A 14,027-nucleotide genomic window follows, 5' to 3' on the forward strand; every position below is an offset into this window, starting at 1 on the left:
ATCAGTGCGCGCCCTCTTTCGGCGTTTCCATGATTTCGGTGAGTATCCCGTTCATGTCCTTGGGATGCACGAAGAAGATCAACGTGCCATGGGCACCGATGCGCGGCTCGCCCAGCACCTTCTTGCCCAGCCCCTCGAACCACGCTTTCGCCTGGTGGATGTCCGGCACTTCATAGCACATATGATGCTGGCCGCCGGCCGGGTTCTTGGCGATGAAGCCATGGATGGGCGAGGCTTCACCCAGTGGCTCGATCAGTTCGATCTGGGTGCCGGCGGTCCCATTCTCGCCCGGCGTGTCCACGAAACACACCTTCACACCCTGCGCCGGCAGGTCGAAGGGTTCATGGATTTTCGTCGCGCCCATGACGTCGCGATAATAAGCGATGGAGGCTTCGAGCGACGGTGTCGCGATGCCCACATGATTGAGACGCCCCAGCTTCATGGCCTATGCCTCCGTCACATTCTCGATGACCATGGCAATGCCCTGGCCGCCGCCGATGCACATCGTGATCAGACCATATCGGCCGCCGATGCGCTTCAGCTCATAGATGGTCTTGACCGTCAGGATCGCCCCGGTCGCACCCACGGGATGGCCCAGCGCGATGCCGCTGCCATTGGGGTTGAGCTTGTCATTGTCGAAGCCCAGCGTGTTCGCGACGGCGCAGGCCTGCGCGGCGAAGGCCTCGTTCGCCTCGATCACGTCGACATCGGCAAGCGCGATCCCGGCCCGCGCGAGCGCGATCGGCACCGCCTTGATCGGGCCGACGCCCATGACATTGGGTTCCACGCCCGCATGGCCCCAGCCGAGGATGCGCGCCAGCGGCTTCAGCCCCTTTTCGTCAATCGCCTTGCGCGTCGCGAGCACCACGGCGGCCGCGCCGTCATTGAGCCCCGAGGCGTTGCCGGCGGTGACGGTGCCGCCATCCTTCTTGAACGCCGGGCGAAGCTTGGCCATGTCCTCCATGCTGGCATCGGCGCGGACATGCTCGTCCGTGTCGAAGGAGACGGTGCCCTTGCGGGTCTTGATCTCGACCGGGACGATCTGGTCCTTGAAGCGCCCTTCCGCAATCGCGGCGGCGGCGCGCTTGTGCCCCTGCACCGCCAGCGCATCCTGCGCCTCGCGGGTGATCTGATAGCGCTCGGCGACATTCTCGCCGGTCACGCCCATGTGGGAACCGTCGAACGGGTCGGCCAGCGTTTCCAGCATGGCGTCCAGCATGGTGACATTGCCCATCTTGCTGCCCCAGCGCGCGGCCTTCACCACATGGGGCGAGCTGCTCATGCTCTCGGCGCCGCCGGCCAGCGCGACATCCGCCTCGCCCAGCGCCAGCGTCTGCGTCGCCGAGATGATCGCCTGCACCCCCGATCCACACAGGCGGTTGAGCGTCAGCGCGGGCGCCTCCACCGGCACGCCGGCATTGATGCCGATGACACGCGCCAGATAGGCATCCTTGGGCTCGCTCTGGATCACCTGCCCGATGATGACATGCTGGATGTCGGCGGGGGTCAGGCCAGCGCGGCCGATCGCCTCGACCGCGACCGTCCGGCCGAGTTCCGAAGGCGGCACGTCCTTGAGCGCGCCACCGAAATCACCGATCGCCGTGCGCACGGCCCCGACGATGAAAACATCCTGCACCTGTGTCATTATGATATTGCGCTTTCTATAGGGAGCCGACCGTCACATGCCCGTCAAAGCGGGATATTGTCGTGCTTCTTCCAGGGGTTCTCCAGGGCCTTGTTGCGCAGCTTGCGCAGGCCCAGGGCGATGCGGCGACGGGTGGAATGCGGCTGGATCACCTCGTCGATGAAGCCCTTCGAGGCAGCGACGAAGGGATTGGCGAAGCGCGCCTCATATTCGGCCGTGCGCTCGGCGATTTCCTCGGGCGTCTTGCCGCGGAAGATGATCTCCACCGCGCCCTTCGCGCCCATCACCGCGATCTCGGCGGTCGGCCAGGCATAGTTGAGGTCGCCGCGCAGATGCTTGGAACTCATCACGTCATAGGCGCCGCCATAGGCCTTGCGGGTGATGACGGTGATCTTCGGCACGGTCGCCTCGGCATAGGCGTAGAGCAGCTTGGCGCCATGCTTGATGATGCCATTATGCTCCTGCGCGGTGCCGGGCAGGAAGCCGGGTACGTCGACAAAGGTCACGATCGGGATTTCGAACGCATCGCAGAAGCGCACGAACCGCGCCGCCTTCTTCGAGGAGTTGATGTCGAGCACGCCGGCAAGCACGAAGGGCTGGTTCGCGACGAAGCCGACGGTGCGCCCCTCGATCCGGCCGAAGCCGCAGATGATGTTGCCCGCATGGGCCGGCTGCACCTCGAAGAAATCGCCTTCGTCCACGACCTTCCGGATCAGCTCGTGCATGTCGTATGGCTGGTTGGCATTGGCCGGGATCAGCGTGTCCAGGCTGTCCTCGATCCGGTCCCACGGGTCCGCCGTCGGCCGCTCGGGCACCGCCTCCTTGTTCGAGGCCGGCAGGAAATCGACGAAATCGCGGACGGACAGCAGCGCTTCGAGATCGTTTTCGAACGCCACGTCGGCAACGCCCGACTTCGTCGTATGCGTGACCGCCCCGCCCAGTTCCTCCTGGGTGACGACTTCGTTCGTGACTGTCTTCACCACGTCGGGGCCGGTGACGAACATATAGCTGCTGTCCTTCACCATGAAGATGAAGTCCGTCATCGCGGGCGAATAGACCGCGCCACCTGCGCATGGCCCCATGATGACGCTGATCTGCGGCACGACGCCCGACGCCAGCACGTTGCGCTGGAACACTTCGGCATAACCGGCCAGCGAGGCCACGCCTTCCTGGATGCGCGCGCCGCCGCTGTCGTTCAGGCCGATGACGGGCGCACCGACCTTCAACGCCATGTCCATGATCTTGCAGATCTTGGTCGCGTGCCGCTCCGAAAGCGCGCCGCCGAACACGGTGAAATCCTGGCTGAACACGAAGACGAGACGGCCGTTGATGGTGCCCGATCCGGTCACGACGCCATCGCCGGGGATGATATTGTCCTGCATGCCGAAATCGACGCAGTTATGTTCGACATACATGTCGAGTTCTTCGAAACTGTGCTCGTCCAGCAGCACCTCGATCCGCTCGCGCGCGGTCAGCTTGCCCTTGCCATGCTGCGCGGCGATCCGCTTTTCGCCGCCGCCCAGGCGCGCCGCCTCGCGCTTGGCTTCCAGCTGTTCGATGATGGCGAGCTTCGACATGCGGCATTCTCTCCGGCTTGAGGCGATTCAGCGTCCATTTCCGCATTTTGCAAAGAAGCGCAAATGTGAACTTGCGGATTTGCAAATTCAAACTTTGCAAATTACAGCGAAGCCATGGCACGCGGCACCCGCATCTTCGCCGGGCAGAAGCTCCGGCAACTCCGTCTCGATCTGCGCATGGATCAGGCCGCCATGGCCCGGACACTGGGCATTTCGGTCTCCTATCTCAGTCAGCTGGAGAATGACGACCGGCCGCTGACCGCAAAGGTGAAGGCGGCGCTCGCTGAATCCTTCCCGCTCGACTGGGCCTCATTCGATGCGCGGGAGGAGGAACAGCTGCTGGGCGCCTTCACCTTCGCGCTCGCCCATCCCGAAGTCGCAAGCGCCCCGCTGGAAGCCGAGCGGATCGAGAAGCTGCACCTGCAATATCCCGAATTCGCCGCCCGCTATGTCGATCTCCACCGTGCCTATGCCCGCTCCACCGAGCGGCTGAACATGATGGAGGAAGCGATTGTCAGCGACATGGCGACACAGGCGCGCATGCCGTGGGAAGCAGTGCGCGACTGGTTCCATGATGCGGGCAATTATGTCCATGCGATCGACTGCCTGGCGGAAGACCTGTCGGCCGGCATGGCGCCGGCGGGCAAGCTGACCGAAACCATGCTGATCGCGACGCTGAAGGAGCGCCACGGCATAGAGGTGATCGTACAGGAAGCGCGGGACACATCCCTGCGCACCTATGACGGCGGGTCGCGGCGGCTGTCGATCAATGGCGCGCTGCCGGCGGAAAGCCGCACCTTCATGATGGCGCATCAGCTGATGATGACGGAGGGCGCCGGCCTGATCGCGCAGACGGTCGCACAGGCGGCCTTTCCGATGCCGGGTGCCGACCGCCTGCTCGCCGTCGGCCTTGCAAACTATGCCGCCGGTGCGCTGCTGATGCCCTATGCCCGCTACCGTGAGGCGGCGCGGGAGCTGCGGCACGATATCGACCGGCTGGCCCGGCGCTTCGGCGTCAGCTTCGAACAGGCCTGCCATCGCCTCTCGACCCTGCAGCGCCCCGGCCTGCGCGGCATCCCCTTTTTCTTCTGCCGGGTCGACATGGCGGGCAACATCACCAAGCGCCACAGCGCCACCCGCCTGCAATTCGCCCGTTTCGGCGGCGGCTGCCCGCTGTGGATCGTGCATGAGGCCGTCGCCATCCCGGATCGCATCCTGGTGCAGCTGGGCGAAACCCCGGACGGCGTGCGCTATGTCTCCATGGCCAAGGGGCTGGTGAAGCCATCGGGCACCTATGCCCGTTCCCCGCGCCGCTATGCCGTGGCGCTGGGCTGCGAGATCGAGCATGCCGGCAATTTCATCTATGCCGACGGCCTGCAACTGCATGACGAGGCCGCCGCGACGCCGATCGGCGTCACCTGCCGCCTGTGCCCGCGCCAGACCTGCGACCAGCGTGCCTTTCCGCCCGCCGACCGCGTGATCCGGGTCGATCCCGATCATCGCCAGGCCGTCCCCTACTGGATCGACTGATGCCGATGGACGAACCACTGGACGAACCGCCAATGCCGTTTCGCTGCGGGAACGGATAGCCTCGACATGCGCTTTGGTGCGACAAAGACAGTTGCGACGAAGATAAGGGAGAACAGGGAATGATCCGCAAGACGATGCTGATGGCCGGCGCCGCGATGCTGGCGCCGACGGGGCCGGCGGCACAGGCGCAGTCGGCATCGCAACGGGAGCGCGCGGCCCTTGCCGCCGGCACCGCGTCGCCGATCACCGCCAGGGAACGGCAGCAGGGCAGCGAGGCGCATCCGGGCATCCTCTCCGAATTCGGCGGCCCCTATAATGGCAGCCAGGCGCCCTATGCAACGAAGGTGGGGCAGAAGATCGCGGTGCAATCCGGCCTTGCCTCCTCGCCCGGCGCGTTCGACGTGACCCTGCTCAACAGTGCGATCAACAACGCCTTCGCCATCCCCGGCGGCTATGTCTATGTCACCCGGCAGTTGATGGCGCTGATGAACGACGAGGCGGAGCTGGCCGCCGTGCTGGGGCATGAGGTCGCCCATGTCGCCGCCCGCCACAGCGCCAAGCGCCAGAACACGGCGACGCGCAACTCCATCCTCGGCGTGCTGGGCCAGGTGCTGGTCGGCGCGGTCGCGGGCGATTCCCAGATCGGCGGGCTGTTGAACCGGGGCATCGGCACCGGCACGCAATTGCTGACGCTCGGCTATTCGCGCGGGCAGGAGACGGAGGCGGACGACCTTGGCGTGCGCTATCTGGCGCGGGCGGGCTATGACCCGATGGCGCTTTCCACCATGCTCCGCAGCCTTGCCGCCCAGACAACGCTCGACCAGCAGATCGCCGGTGACGCAAAGACGGTGCCGGCATGGGCCAGCACCCACCCGGACCCCGGCGCCCGCGTGCAGCGCGCCGCGCAGCAGGCAACGGCCACCGGTATCCGCAACGGCATCCGCAACCGGGACGGCTTCCTGACGGCCATCGACGGCATGATGTATGGCGAAGACCCCAGGCAGGGCTTCATCGACGGACGCGAATTCCTCTACCCGCCGGAACGGATCGCCTTCACCATCCCCCAGGGCTTTACGATGCAGAACGGGGCGGATGCCGTCTCCATCCAGGGGACCGGCGGCCAGGCCCAGTTTTCGACCGCCGCGTTCAACGGCAATATGGAGGAGTATATCGGCGGCGTGCTGCGCGGCATCTCCGGCAGCGGCGGCACGGCGCCGTCCTTCACTGTCAGTAGGACGACGGTCAACGGCATGTCCGCGGCCTATACGCAGGTGCGGGCCAATAGCGGATCGGGCCAGCTGGACGTGACCGTCTTCGCCTATACGCCGGCGGCCGGAAAGGCATTCCACTTCGTCACGCTCACGCCCGCCGGCAGCGGCCTTGGCGCCTTTTCCTCCATGGTCCAGTCCTTCCGCAGGATCACGGCGGCACAGGCGGCGGCGGTCAAACCGCGCTTCGTGCGGGTGGTGACGGTGAAGGCGGGCGATACCCAAGCGTCGCTTGCCGGGCGCATGGCCTTTACCGATTATCGGCTGCAGCGGTTTCAGGTGCTGAACGGGCTGAGCGCAAACCAGAAGTTGACGCCGGGGCAGAGGGTGAAGATCGTCACCTATTGATCGGGTCGATCGGGATCGGAAAAAAGGGGCGGCGGCATGTCCGCGCACCGCCCCTTCCCTGTTCATTTCATTCGACGATCGGCAGCCAGACGGCGCTTGCCTCGCCGCCGCCCCAGGAAATGCTCTGGGTCGCGGGCTTATAGTCGCCCGGCTTCGCGTCGAAGATGCTGGGCACGAAGGTCTGCGGGTTGCGGTCGTAGAGCGGGAACAGGCTCGACTGGATCTGCACCATGATCTTGTGCCCCGGCAGGAACACATGGTTCACATTGGGCAGGCCGAACTTGTAATTCTCCACCTTGCCCGGCACCAGCGCCGCCGGGGTCGAGAAGCCATGGACATAGCGGCCCCGGAAGATCTCTATGCCAAGGCCCAGTTCATAACCGGCCATCTTGGGCTGCGACGACAGCTGCTCGGGATAGACGTCGATCAGTTTCACTACCCAGTCGCTGTCGGTGCCGCTGGTCGCCGCGAACAGGTCCACCATCGGCGCGCCGGCGATATGGACGGCCTTGTCGAGCACCGGCGTCGTATAGCTGATGACGTCCGTGCGCCCGTCGACAAAGCGCTGGTCCTTGACCAGCCATGTCCGCCAGGCGTCATCCTTGTTGGGCAGCACCGGGCGCGGCAGATAGGGCACGGGCTTGGTCGGGTCCGAGACATAGCTGTCCTTGCCCGCATCGCCCGGCTTGCTCCACGACAGGCCGAATTTGCCATTGAGATACAACGGCTTTGCCTGGCCGGCCGGCCATTTGGGCGTCACTTCCCACTGGTTGACGCCGGTCGCATAGGTGAGCGCGCCGGGCGTCTTGAACGGCGCGGGGCTGTCCTTGAGATATTTGTCGAGGAACGGCTTCATATAGTCGCGGCGGAACTGCAGGCCGGTATCGCCGGCGAAATCCAGGTCGCCCAGCTTCGACCCGTCATAGTTGACGCCGCTGTGCCGCCACGGGCCGATGACGAGCGTCACCATGTCGTTGCGCTTGTCCTGCGGCTCCAGCGCCTTGTAGACGGCCGGGGAGCCATAGCTGTCTTCCTGGTCCCACTGCCCCACGACCAGCATCGTCGGCACCGTCAGCTTGCGCGCGCCCAGCAGCTTGTCGACGGCCTGCGCCTGCCAGTAGCTGTCATAGGCGGGGTGCTCCATCAGCTTCTTCGCGAAGGGAAACTGATCGAGGCCATAGAGCCGGGCGAAGTCGCCTGCCGACCCGGCGCTCAGGAACACGTCATATTCGTCGCCCGTGCCATAGGGGACGGCGCCGCCGCCCTTCTTGGCGGTCTGGCCCAGGATATAGGCGAAATTGGGCTGGCGGAACGCGCCGTTGTGGAACCAGTCGTCGCCCATCCAGCCATCGACCATCGGGCTCTGCGGCACGGCGGCCTTCAGCGCGGGGTGCGGATCGATCAGTGCCATCAGCGACGTGAAGCCCAGATAGGACGATCCGGTGATGCCGACCTTCCCGTTGCTTTCCGGCACATTCTTCACCAGCCATTCGATGGTGTCATAGGCATCGGTCGAATGGTCGACATTGGTCTTGTTGAGCGGACCGCGCAGCGGCCGGGTCATCACATAGTCGCCTTCCGACCCGTCGAGCCCGCGCACGTCCTGATAGACGCGAATATAACCGTCGTTCACGAACTCCGCGTCGGAGATCGGCAGGATTTCCTCGATCTTCTGGCTGCGGTTGCGGCTGGTCGCCTTGCCCGCATCATAGGGGGTCCGGCTCAGCAGGATCGGGCCGTTCTTCGTACCCTTGCGCATCACGATCACGGTGAACAGCTTTACGCCGTCGCGCATCGGGATCATCACCTCGCGCCGGATATAATCGGCCTGCGCGCGCGCTGGGTCGTAGACCTTCACCATGTCCGGCGTCATCGGATCGGTCTGCGCCATCACGGCGGCAGGCGAGACGATGCCGGCCAGCATGCTGGTGGCGACGAGGAACTGGATTGTCTTGATGTTCATGGCCTTGCCTGCGGCCTCCCTGTTGGTGGATGGCCGCAGGCATAACAGTGTTGCGCCCGGACGAAAGATACCGATCGCAGATTTTTTTGCAGGCGCGTTGCGGCCCCCTATTTCAGCAGCACCAGTTCCTCGGCCATGCTGGGGTGCAGGGCGACGGTATCGTCGAAATCCTGCTTGCTCAGGCCCGCCTTCACGGCGACGGCCGCCGCCTGCAGGATTTCCGGCGCATCCGGGCCGATCATGTGCAGGCCGACGACCTTGTCCGTCGTCGCGTCCACGACCATCTTGTAGAGCGCGCGCTCGTTGCGCCCGGCCAGCACATCCTTCATCGCCCGGAAGTCGGACGTATAGACCTTCACGGTGCCGAGCTTGTGCCGCGCCTCGCTCTCCGTCATGCCGACGGCGGCGATCGGCGGATGGCTGAACACCGCCGATGGGATGCAACCATAGTCCACCGTGCGCGGCTTGTTGCCGAACACGGTATCGGCAAAGGCATGACCCTCGCGGATCGCCACCGGCGTCAGCTGCACCCGGTTGGTGACATCGCCCACCGCATAGATGCTCTCGACATTGGAGCGGTTATATTCGTCCACCTTGATCGCGCCCTGATCGTCGATTTCGACGCCCAAAGCTTCAAGGCCCAGACCATCGCTATTGGGCTTGCGTCCGGTGGCGAACAGCAGCAGGTCGCAGGGGATGGGATCGCCGCCCTTGATGCGGATGCACAGCGTGCCGTCCTCATTCTTCTCGATCCGCTCCATCTGCGCGTTGAAACGGAAATTGATGCCCTTCGCCATGCTGATCTGCAGCAGCCGGTCGCGGATCTGCGCGTCATAGCTGCGCAGGATCGTGTCGGAGCGGTTGACCAGCGTCACATGCGCGCCGAACTGGTGGAAGATGCCGGCAAATTCATTGGCGATATAACCGCCGCCCGCGATCACGACACGCTTGGGTGCCTTCTCGATATGGAAGACCTCGTTCGAGGTGATGCCATGTTCGGCGCCCTCGATCGGCGGGATCATCGGCCAGGCACCGGTCGCGATGAGGATATAGCGCGCGCTGATCGTGCGGCCGCTCGCCAGCGTCACCTCATGCGGGCCGGACACGGTGGCCCGCTCGTGGAACACTTCCACATGATGGCTGTCGAGCGTGTTGGTATAGGCGCCGTTCAGCCGGTCGACCTCGCTCAGCACATTGTCGCGCAGGGTCGTCCAGTCGAAATCGCAATCGGGCACGTTCCAGCCGAAGCGGCGGGCGTCCTTTAGGTCCTCGGCGAAATGCGCGCCATAGACGAGCAGCTTCTTGGGCACGCAGCCGCGGATGACGCAGGTGCCGCCGACGCGGAATTCCTCTGCAATCGCAACCTTCGCCCCATGCGCGGCGGATATCCGCGCGGCACGCACGCCGCCCGATCCCGCACCGATGACGAACAGGTCATACTCATAGTCGCTCATGCACACGCCTTTCCGCTGTTGCGTGCGGATATGGCGACGCGCGGCATGTTAGACAAATGGGTTTTCACGTTCTGGCTGATCGCTTTACCCTGTCGTGGGCGCGATCAGCCCAGCGCGAGGTCGATCAGCGCCATGGTCGAGGGATCGAAACCCTTTGGCCCCTCGGTCTCGATCGACCTGGCGATCTCCTTGCCCAGCTCGACGCCGAACTGGTCATAGCTGTTGATGTTCATCAGCACGCCGGAAACGAATACGCGATGCTCGTAAAAGGCGATCAGCGCGCCAAGGGCATGCGGCGTCACATCGTCCAGCAGGATCGTGGCCGACGGGCGGTTGCCGGGATAGGCGCGGGCGGGATCGGCGGCATTGTCCTTGCCCCGCATCAGCGCCGCCCCCTGCGCGAAACAGTTGACCAGCAGCGCTCGGTGATGGGCGGGGTCCAGGCTGTGGCCGGGCTCGCGCGAGGCGATGAATTCCACCGGCACCAGATGCGTGCCCTGATGCAGCAGCTGGAACACCGCATGCTGCGCGTCCGTCCCCACCCCGCCCCAGGTGATCGGCGCGGTCGGGCCATCCACGGGCTTGCCGTCCACGGTCACGCCCTTGCCGTTGCTCTCCATCTCCAGCTGCTGGAGATAGGAAGGCAGCAGCTTCAGCCGCTCGTCATAGGCAAAGACGGCGCGGGTTTCGCATTTGAGCGTGCGGGCATAATAAAGATCGGCAAAGGCCGCGAGCATCGGCGCATTTTCACGCGGCGGGGCCAGGCGGAAATGCCGGTCCATCGACGCGGCGCCCTCCAGCAGGCTTTCGAACGCATCCCAGCCCAGCGCGAGCGCGGCGGGAAAACCGATGGACGACCAGAGCGAATAACGCCCGCCCACGCTTTCGGAGAAAGGCAGGACGCGGGTTTCATCGACACCCCATTCCATCGCCCTGTCCGGCGCGGCGGTCAGCGCCACCACCTTGCCATAGGGGTCTTCGACACCGGCCTCGACCATCCAGTTGATCGCGCTCGCCGCGTTCAGCATGGTTTCGGTGGTGGTGAAGGTCTTGGAGGCGATGGCGAGGATGGTCGCATGCGGATCGAACCGGTCCATCGCCGTTTCCAGCGCCGTTCCATCCACATTGGAGACGATTGCGACATCATAACGCCCGGCGTCGCGCCCCAGCGCCTCCACGATCAGGTCCGGCCCCAGCGCCGATCCGCCGATGCCGATATGCAGGATATGACGGATCGGCCCCAGCGCTTCCGCCTCGATCGCGTCGATCAGCGCGCGCATGCGGGCATGGAAATTGCGGGCCAGCGCCACGCTCTCGGCATTGCCCTCGCCCCGTTCGGCGGTGTGCTCGACAGCGCGCCCCTCGGTGACGTTCACCTTCGCGCCGGCAAACAGGGCGTCGCGCTTCGCCGCGAAATCGCTGCCTTCCGCCAGTGCCACAAAGGCGTCGACCAGCCCGTCGGTCAGATGGGTCTTCGCCCAGTCGAACCGCACCGGCCCCACGGACAGGCTGAACCTGGTCAAACGATCGGGATCGCGCTCGAAGATCGTCTTCAGCTCCGGGACGGGCAGGGCAGCAATCATGTTCCAGGCTTCAGTCGACATCATGGTCCTTCCGGCGGTTCGATCATCGGCATCGGCTGCACCCGATTCCCTGCGCCATCCTAGCGAATGTCCCGCCGCAATACAGGCCGCTTCCATGGCTTTGCTTGACCTGAGCCGCAGGAAGCATCAAAGCCGCGCTGAACGGACGGATATGCATGGATCGCGAATGAGCAAAACATCTGAAACGCGGGATTTCATCTGGTTTCTCGCCAAGCTCGCCATCTTCGTGCTGCTGTTGCGCAGCCTGATCGTCTCCCCGTTCAATATTCCATCGGAATCGATGCAGCCCCGGCTGCTGATCGGCGACTATCTGCTGGTGGCCAAATGGCCCTATGGCTATTCGCGCTATTCGCTGCCGTTCAGCGTGCCGCTGATCCCTGGCCGCATCTTCGCCTCCACGCCGCAGCGGGGCGATGTCGTGGTGTTCAAGGCGCCGCCGCACCAGCGCGACGATTATATCAAGCGCGTCATCGGCCTGCCCGGCGACCTGATTTCCGTGCAGAACGGCCAGGTGATCCTGAACGGCCAGGCCATTCCCAAGCAGAAGATCGCCGACCTTGTCCTGCCCGTGTCCCAGAACATGATCGACAAGGCGACGCAGGACGGCAGCCCCTTCCCCTGCTATCGCCCCGAATTCGAAGAGCGCACGAAGGACGGCAAGCGCCAGTGCCGCTATCCGCAATATCGCGAGACGCTGCCCAACGGCAAAAGCTATAATGTATTCGACCTGGAGCAGAACGGCCCGGCCGACAACCGCGACACCATCATGGTGCCGGAAGGCAAGCTGTTCCTGATGGGCGACAATCGCGATCGCAGCGCCGACAGCCGCTTTGCCGCGGAAGAAGGCGGCGGCATCGGCCTTGTCCCGCAGGAGAACCTGGTCGGCAAGGCGCTGATCTCGGTCTTTTCGACGGACGGCAGCGCCAACTGGCTGCTGCCCTGGACCTGGTTCACCGCGGCCCGCTGGGACAGGATCGGAGAAGGTTTTTGATCGCGTGGCTGACGGACCTGATCGGAAAGGCGCCCGCGCGCACTGAACTGTACCGGCAGGCTCTGACCCATGGCAGCGCCAACGCCCATAATTACGAACGGCTGGAATTTCTGGGCGACCGCATTCTGGGCCTGGTCATGGCCGAATGGCTGTTCGCGCATTTCCCTGGCGAGCCCGAAGGCGCCCTCTCCCGCCGGTTCAACATGCTGGTGTCGGGCGGCACCTGCGCCGAGATCGCGCGCGATGTGGGCGTGCCCGAGCATCTGATCCTGGGCAAGCAGGCGCGCGACGATGGCGCGTCGGACAGCGACAATGTGCTGGGCGACGTGATGGAGGCGCTGATCGGCGCGCTCTATCTGGAGTCCGGGCTGGACGACGCGCGCGCGCTGATCCGCAAGCTCTGGGCCGGCCGGGTCGATACCCAGGCCGCCGCGCCGCGCCACCCCAAGTCCGCACTGCAGGAATGGGCCGCCGCCAACCGCAAGCGCCCGCCCGAATATGTCATGACCGGCCGCACCGGCCCCCACCATAATCTGCGCTTCACTGTCACCGTTGCGATCAAGGGCGTGGGCGAAGCCTCCGCCGAGGGCGGATCGAAGCAGGAAGCCGAAACTGCCGCCGCAAAGGCGCTTCTGGAGCAATTGAAATGACCACCCGCTGCGGCCTTGTCGCCATTGTCGGCGCGCCCAATGCGGGCAAATCCACCCTCGTCAACGCGCTGGTCGGCCAGAAGGTGGCGATCACCAGCCCGAAGGCGCAGACCACGCGCACGCGCCTGATGGGTGTCGCGATCGAGGGGGAGGCGCAACTGCTGCTGGTCGACACGCCCGGCATCTTCCAGCCCAAGCGGCGGCTCGACCGGGCGATGGTGCAGGCGGCATGGGGCGGCGCCCAGGGCGCGGACCTGATCGCGCTGGTGATCGACGGCAAGGGCGGCCTTGGCCCCAAGGTCGAGGGCATCGTGGAAGGGCTTGCGGGGCGCACCGAACGCAAGTGGCTCATCATCAACAAGGTGGATATCTCCATCAAGGAGAAGCTGCTGGTCCATGCCGAGAAGCTGAACGCCATGGCCGCGTTCGAGCATATCTGGTTCGTGAGCGCGGCGACCGGCGATGGCCTGGCCGAACTCAAGGCCGCGCTGGCCGACGCCATGCCGGAAGGGCCGTGGCATTTCCCCGAAGATCAGGTCTCCGACGCCACCGACCGGATGCTGGCCGCCGAGATCACGCGCGAACAGCTCTATCATCAGCTGCACGCCGAACTGCCCTATGCCAGCGCGGTGGAGACCGAGAAATATTCCGAACGTGAAGACGGGTCCGTGGAAATCCACCAGCAGATCCTGATCGCCCGCCCGACCCAGCGCGCCATCATATTGGGCAAGGGCGGCCAGCGCCTGAAAGAAATCGGTTCCCGCGCGCGGGCGGAACTTGGCGAGCTGTTGGGGCGCCGGGTCCACCTCTACCTGCACGTCAAGGTGAAGGAGGACTGGGAGGACGATCGCGGTCTTTATCGCGACATCGGGCTCGACTGGGTAGACTGACCGCAGCTGTAAAACGCCTCGTCGTTTCAGCAATTTGGCGCAATTGTCGCGGGCCCGCTAAGACGCTACGCTTCGATCATGGCCCGATGACGGGGCGAGATCGGGAG

Annotated in this window: 11 protein-coding genes; 5 read left to right on the top strand and 6 right to left on the bottom strand. The window is 64.8% G+C overall.

Translation table 11 applies throughout. The features are described 5' to 3' along the window. Position 1 precedes the first annotated feature (1 nt). The 3 genes from mce to WFP78_RS06910 are packed head-to-tail and all read right to left on the bottom strand — an operon-like array spanning position 2 to position 3,222. Positions 2-442 (bottom strand): methylmalonyl-CoA epimerase, encoded by a 441-nt coding sequence (gene mce / locus WFP78_RS06900; protein ID WP_336960097.1) that lies wholly within the window; start codon positions 440-442, stop codon positions 2-4. A 3-nt stretch (positions 443-445) separates the two neighbouring features. After that, the gene (bktB, locus tag WFP78_RS06905) at positions 446-1,645 is read right to left on the bottom strand and encodes a beta-ketothiolase BktB (RefSeq protein ID WP_419722927.1); all 1,200 of its coding nucleotides are present in this window, start codon (positions 1,643-1,645) and stop codon (positions 446-448) included. Positions 1,646-1,689: 44 nt separating this feature from the next. Further along, entirely contained in the window at positions 1,690-3,222 is a 1,533-nt protein-coding gene (locus WFP78_RS06910) for an acyl-CoA carboxylase subunit beta (protein WP_336960099.1), read from the bottom strand. Positions 3,223-3,336: 114 nt separating this feature from the next. Between WFP78_RS06910 and WFP78_RS06915 the strand changes: the two genes are divergently transcribed. Together WFP78_RS06915 and WFP78_RS06920 are read left to right on the top strand one after the other, a co-directional pair. Further along, positions 3,337-4,752 (top strand): helix-turn-helix domain-containing protein, encoded by a 1,416-nt coding sequence (locus WFP78_RS06915; protein WP_336960101.1) that lies wholly within the window; start codon positions 3,337-3,339, stop codon positions 4,750-4,752. 119 nt (positions 4,753-4,871) lie between these two features. Next, on the top strand, positions 4,872-6,368 hold the full coding sequence (locus tag WFP78_RS06920) for a M48 family metalloprotease (protein ID WP_336960103.1): 1,497 nt from the start codon (positions 4,872-4,874) through the stop codon (positions 6,366-6,368). A 67-nt stretch (positions 6,369-6,435) separates the two neighbouring features. Here WFP78_RS06920 and WFP78_RS06925 read toward each other — a convergent pair whose 3' ends face one another. The 3 genes from WFP78_RS06925 to pgi all read right to left on the bottom strand — a co-directional run bounded on the left by WFP78_RS06925 (position 6,436) and on the right by pgi (position 11,392). After that, the gene (locus tag WFP78_RS06925) at positions 6,436-8,292 is read right to left on the bottom strand and encodes a CocE/NonD family hydrolase (protein WP_419722937.1); all 1,857 of its coding nucleotides are present in this window, start codon (positions 8,290-8,292) and stop codon (positions 6,436-6,438) included. Positions 8,293-8,438: 146 nt separating this feature from the next. Then, positions 8,439-9,785 (bottom strand): glutathione-disulfide reductase, encoded by a 1,347-nt coding sequence (gene gorA / locus WFP78_RS06930; RefSeq protein ID WP_336960107.1) that lies wholly within the window; start codon positions 9,783-9,785, stop codon positions 8,439-8,441. A gap of 104 nt (positions 9,786-9,889) precedes the next feature. After that, positions 9,890-11,392 carry a glucose-6-phosphate isomerase gene (gene pgi, locus WFP78_RS06935; RefSeq protein WP_419722928.1) on the bottom strand — a complete coding sequence of 501 codons (1,503 nt, stop codon included), beginning with the start codon at positions 11,390-11,392 and terminating at the stop codon, positions 9,890-9,892. A 163-nt stretch (positions 11,393-11,555) separates the two neighbouring features. Between pgi and lepB the strand changes: the two genes are divergently transcribed. Genes lepB through era form a run of 3 tightly spaced genes read left to right on the top strand, consistent with a single transcriptional unit; the run spans position 11,556 to position 13,920 of the window. Further along, the gene (gene lepB, locus WFP78_RS06940) at positions 11,556-12,380 is read left to right on the top strand and encodes a signal peptidase I (RefSeq protein ID WP_336960109.1); all 825 of its coding nucleotides are present in this window, start codon (positions 11,556-11,558) and stop codon (positions 12,378-12,380) included. Then, complete coding sequence (gene rnc / locus WFP78_RS06945) at positions 12,377-13,030, top strand: ribonuclease III (protein ID WP_336960111.1); 654 nt, start codon at positions 12,377-12,379, stop codon at positions 13,028-13,030. Before lepB ends, rnc begins: the two co-directional genes overlap by 4 nt. Further along, complete coding sequence (era, locus tag WFP78_RS06950; RefSeq protein ID WP_336960113.1) at positions 13,027-13,920, top strand: GTPase Era; 894 nt, start codon at positions 13,027-13,029, stop codon at positions 13,918-13,920. The genes rnc and era overlap by 4 nt, the downstream gene beginning before the upstream one ends. The last annotated feature ends 107 nt before the right edge of the window (positions 13,921-14,027 follow it).

It is taken from the genome of Sphingobium aquiterrae (assembly GCF_037154135.1).
In the GTDB taxonomy this organism is placed as follows: Bacteria; Pseudomonadota; Alphaproteobacteria; order Sphingomonadales; family Sphingomonadaceae; genus Sphingobium; species Sphingobium aquiterrae.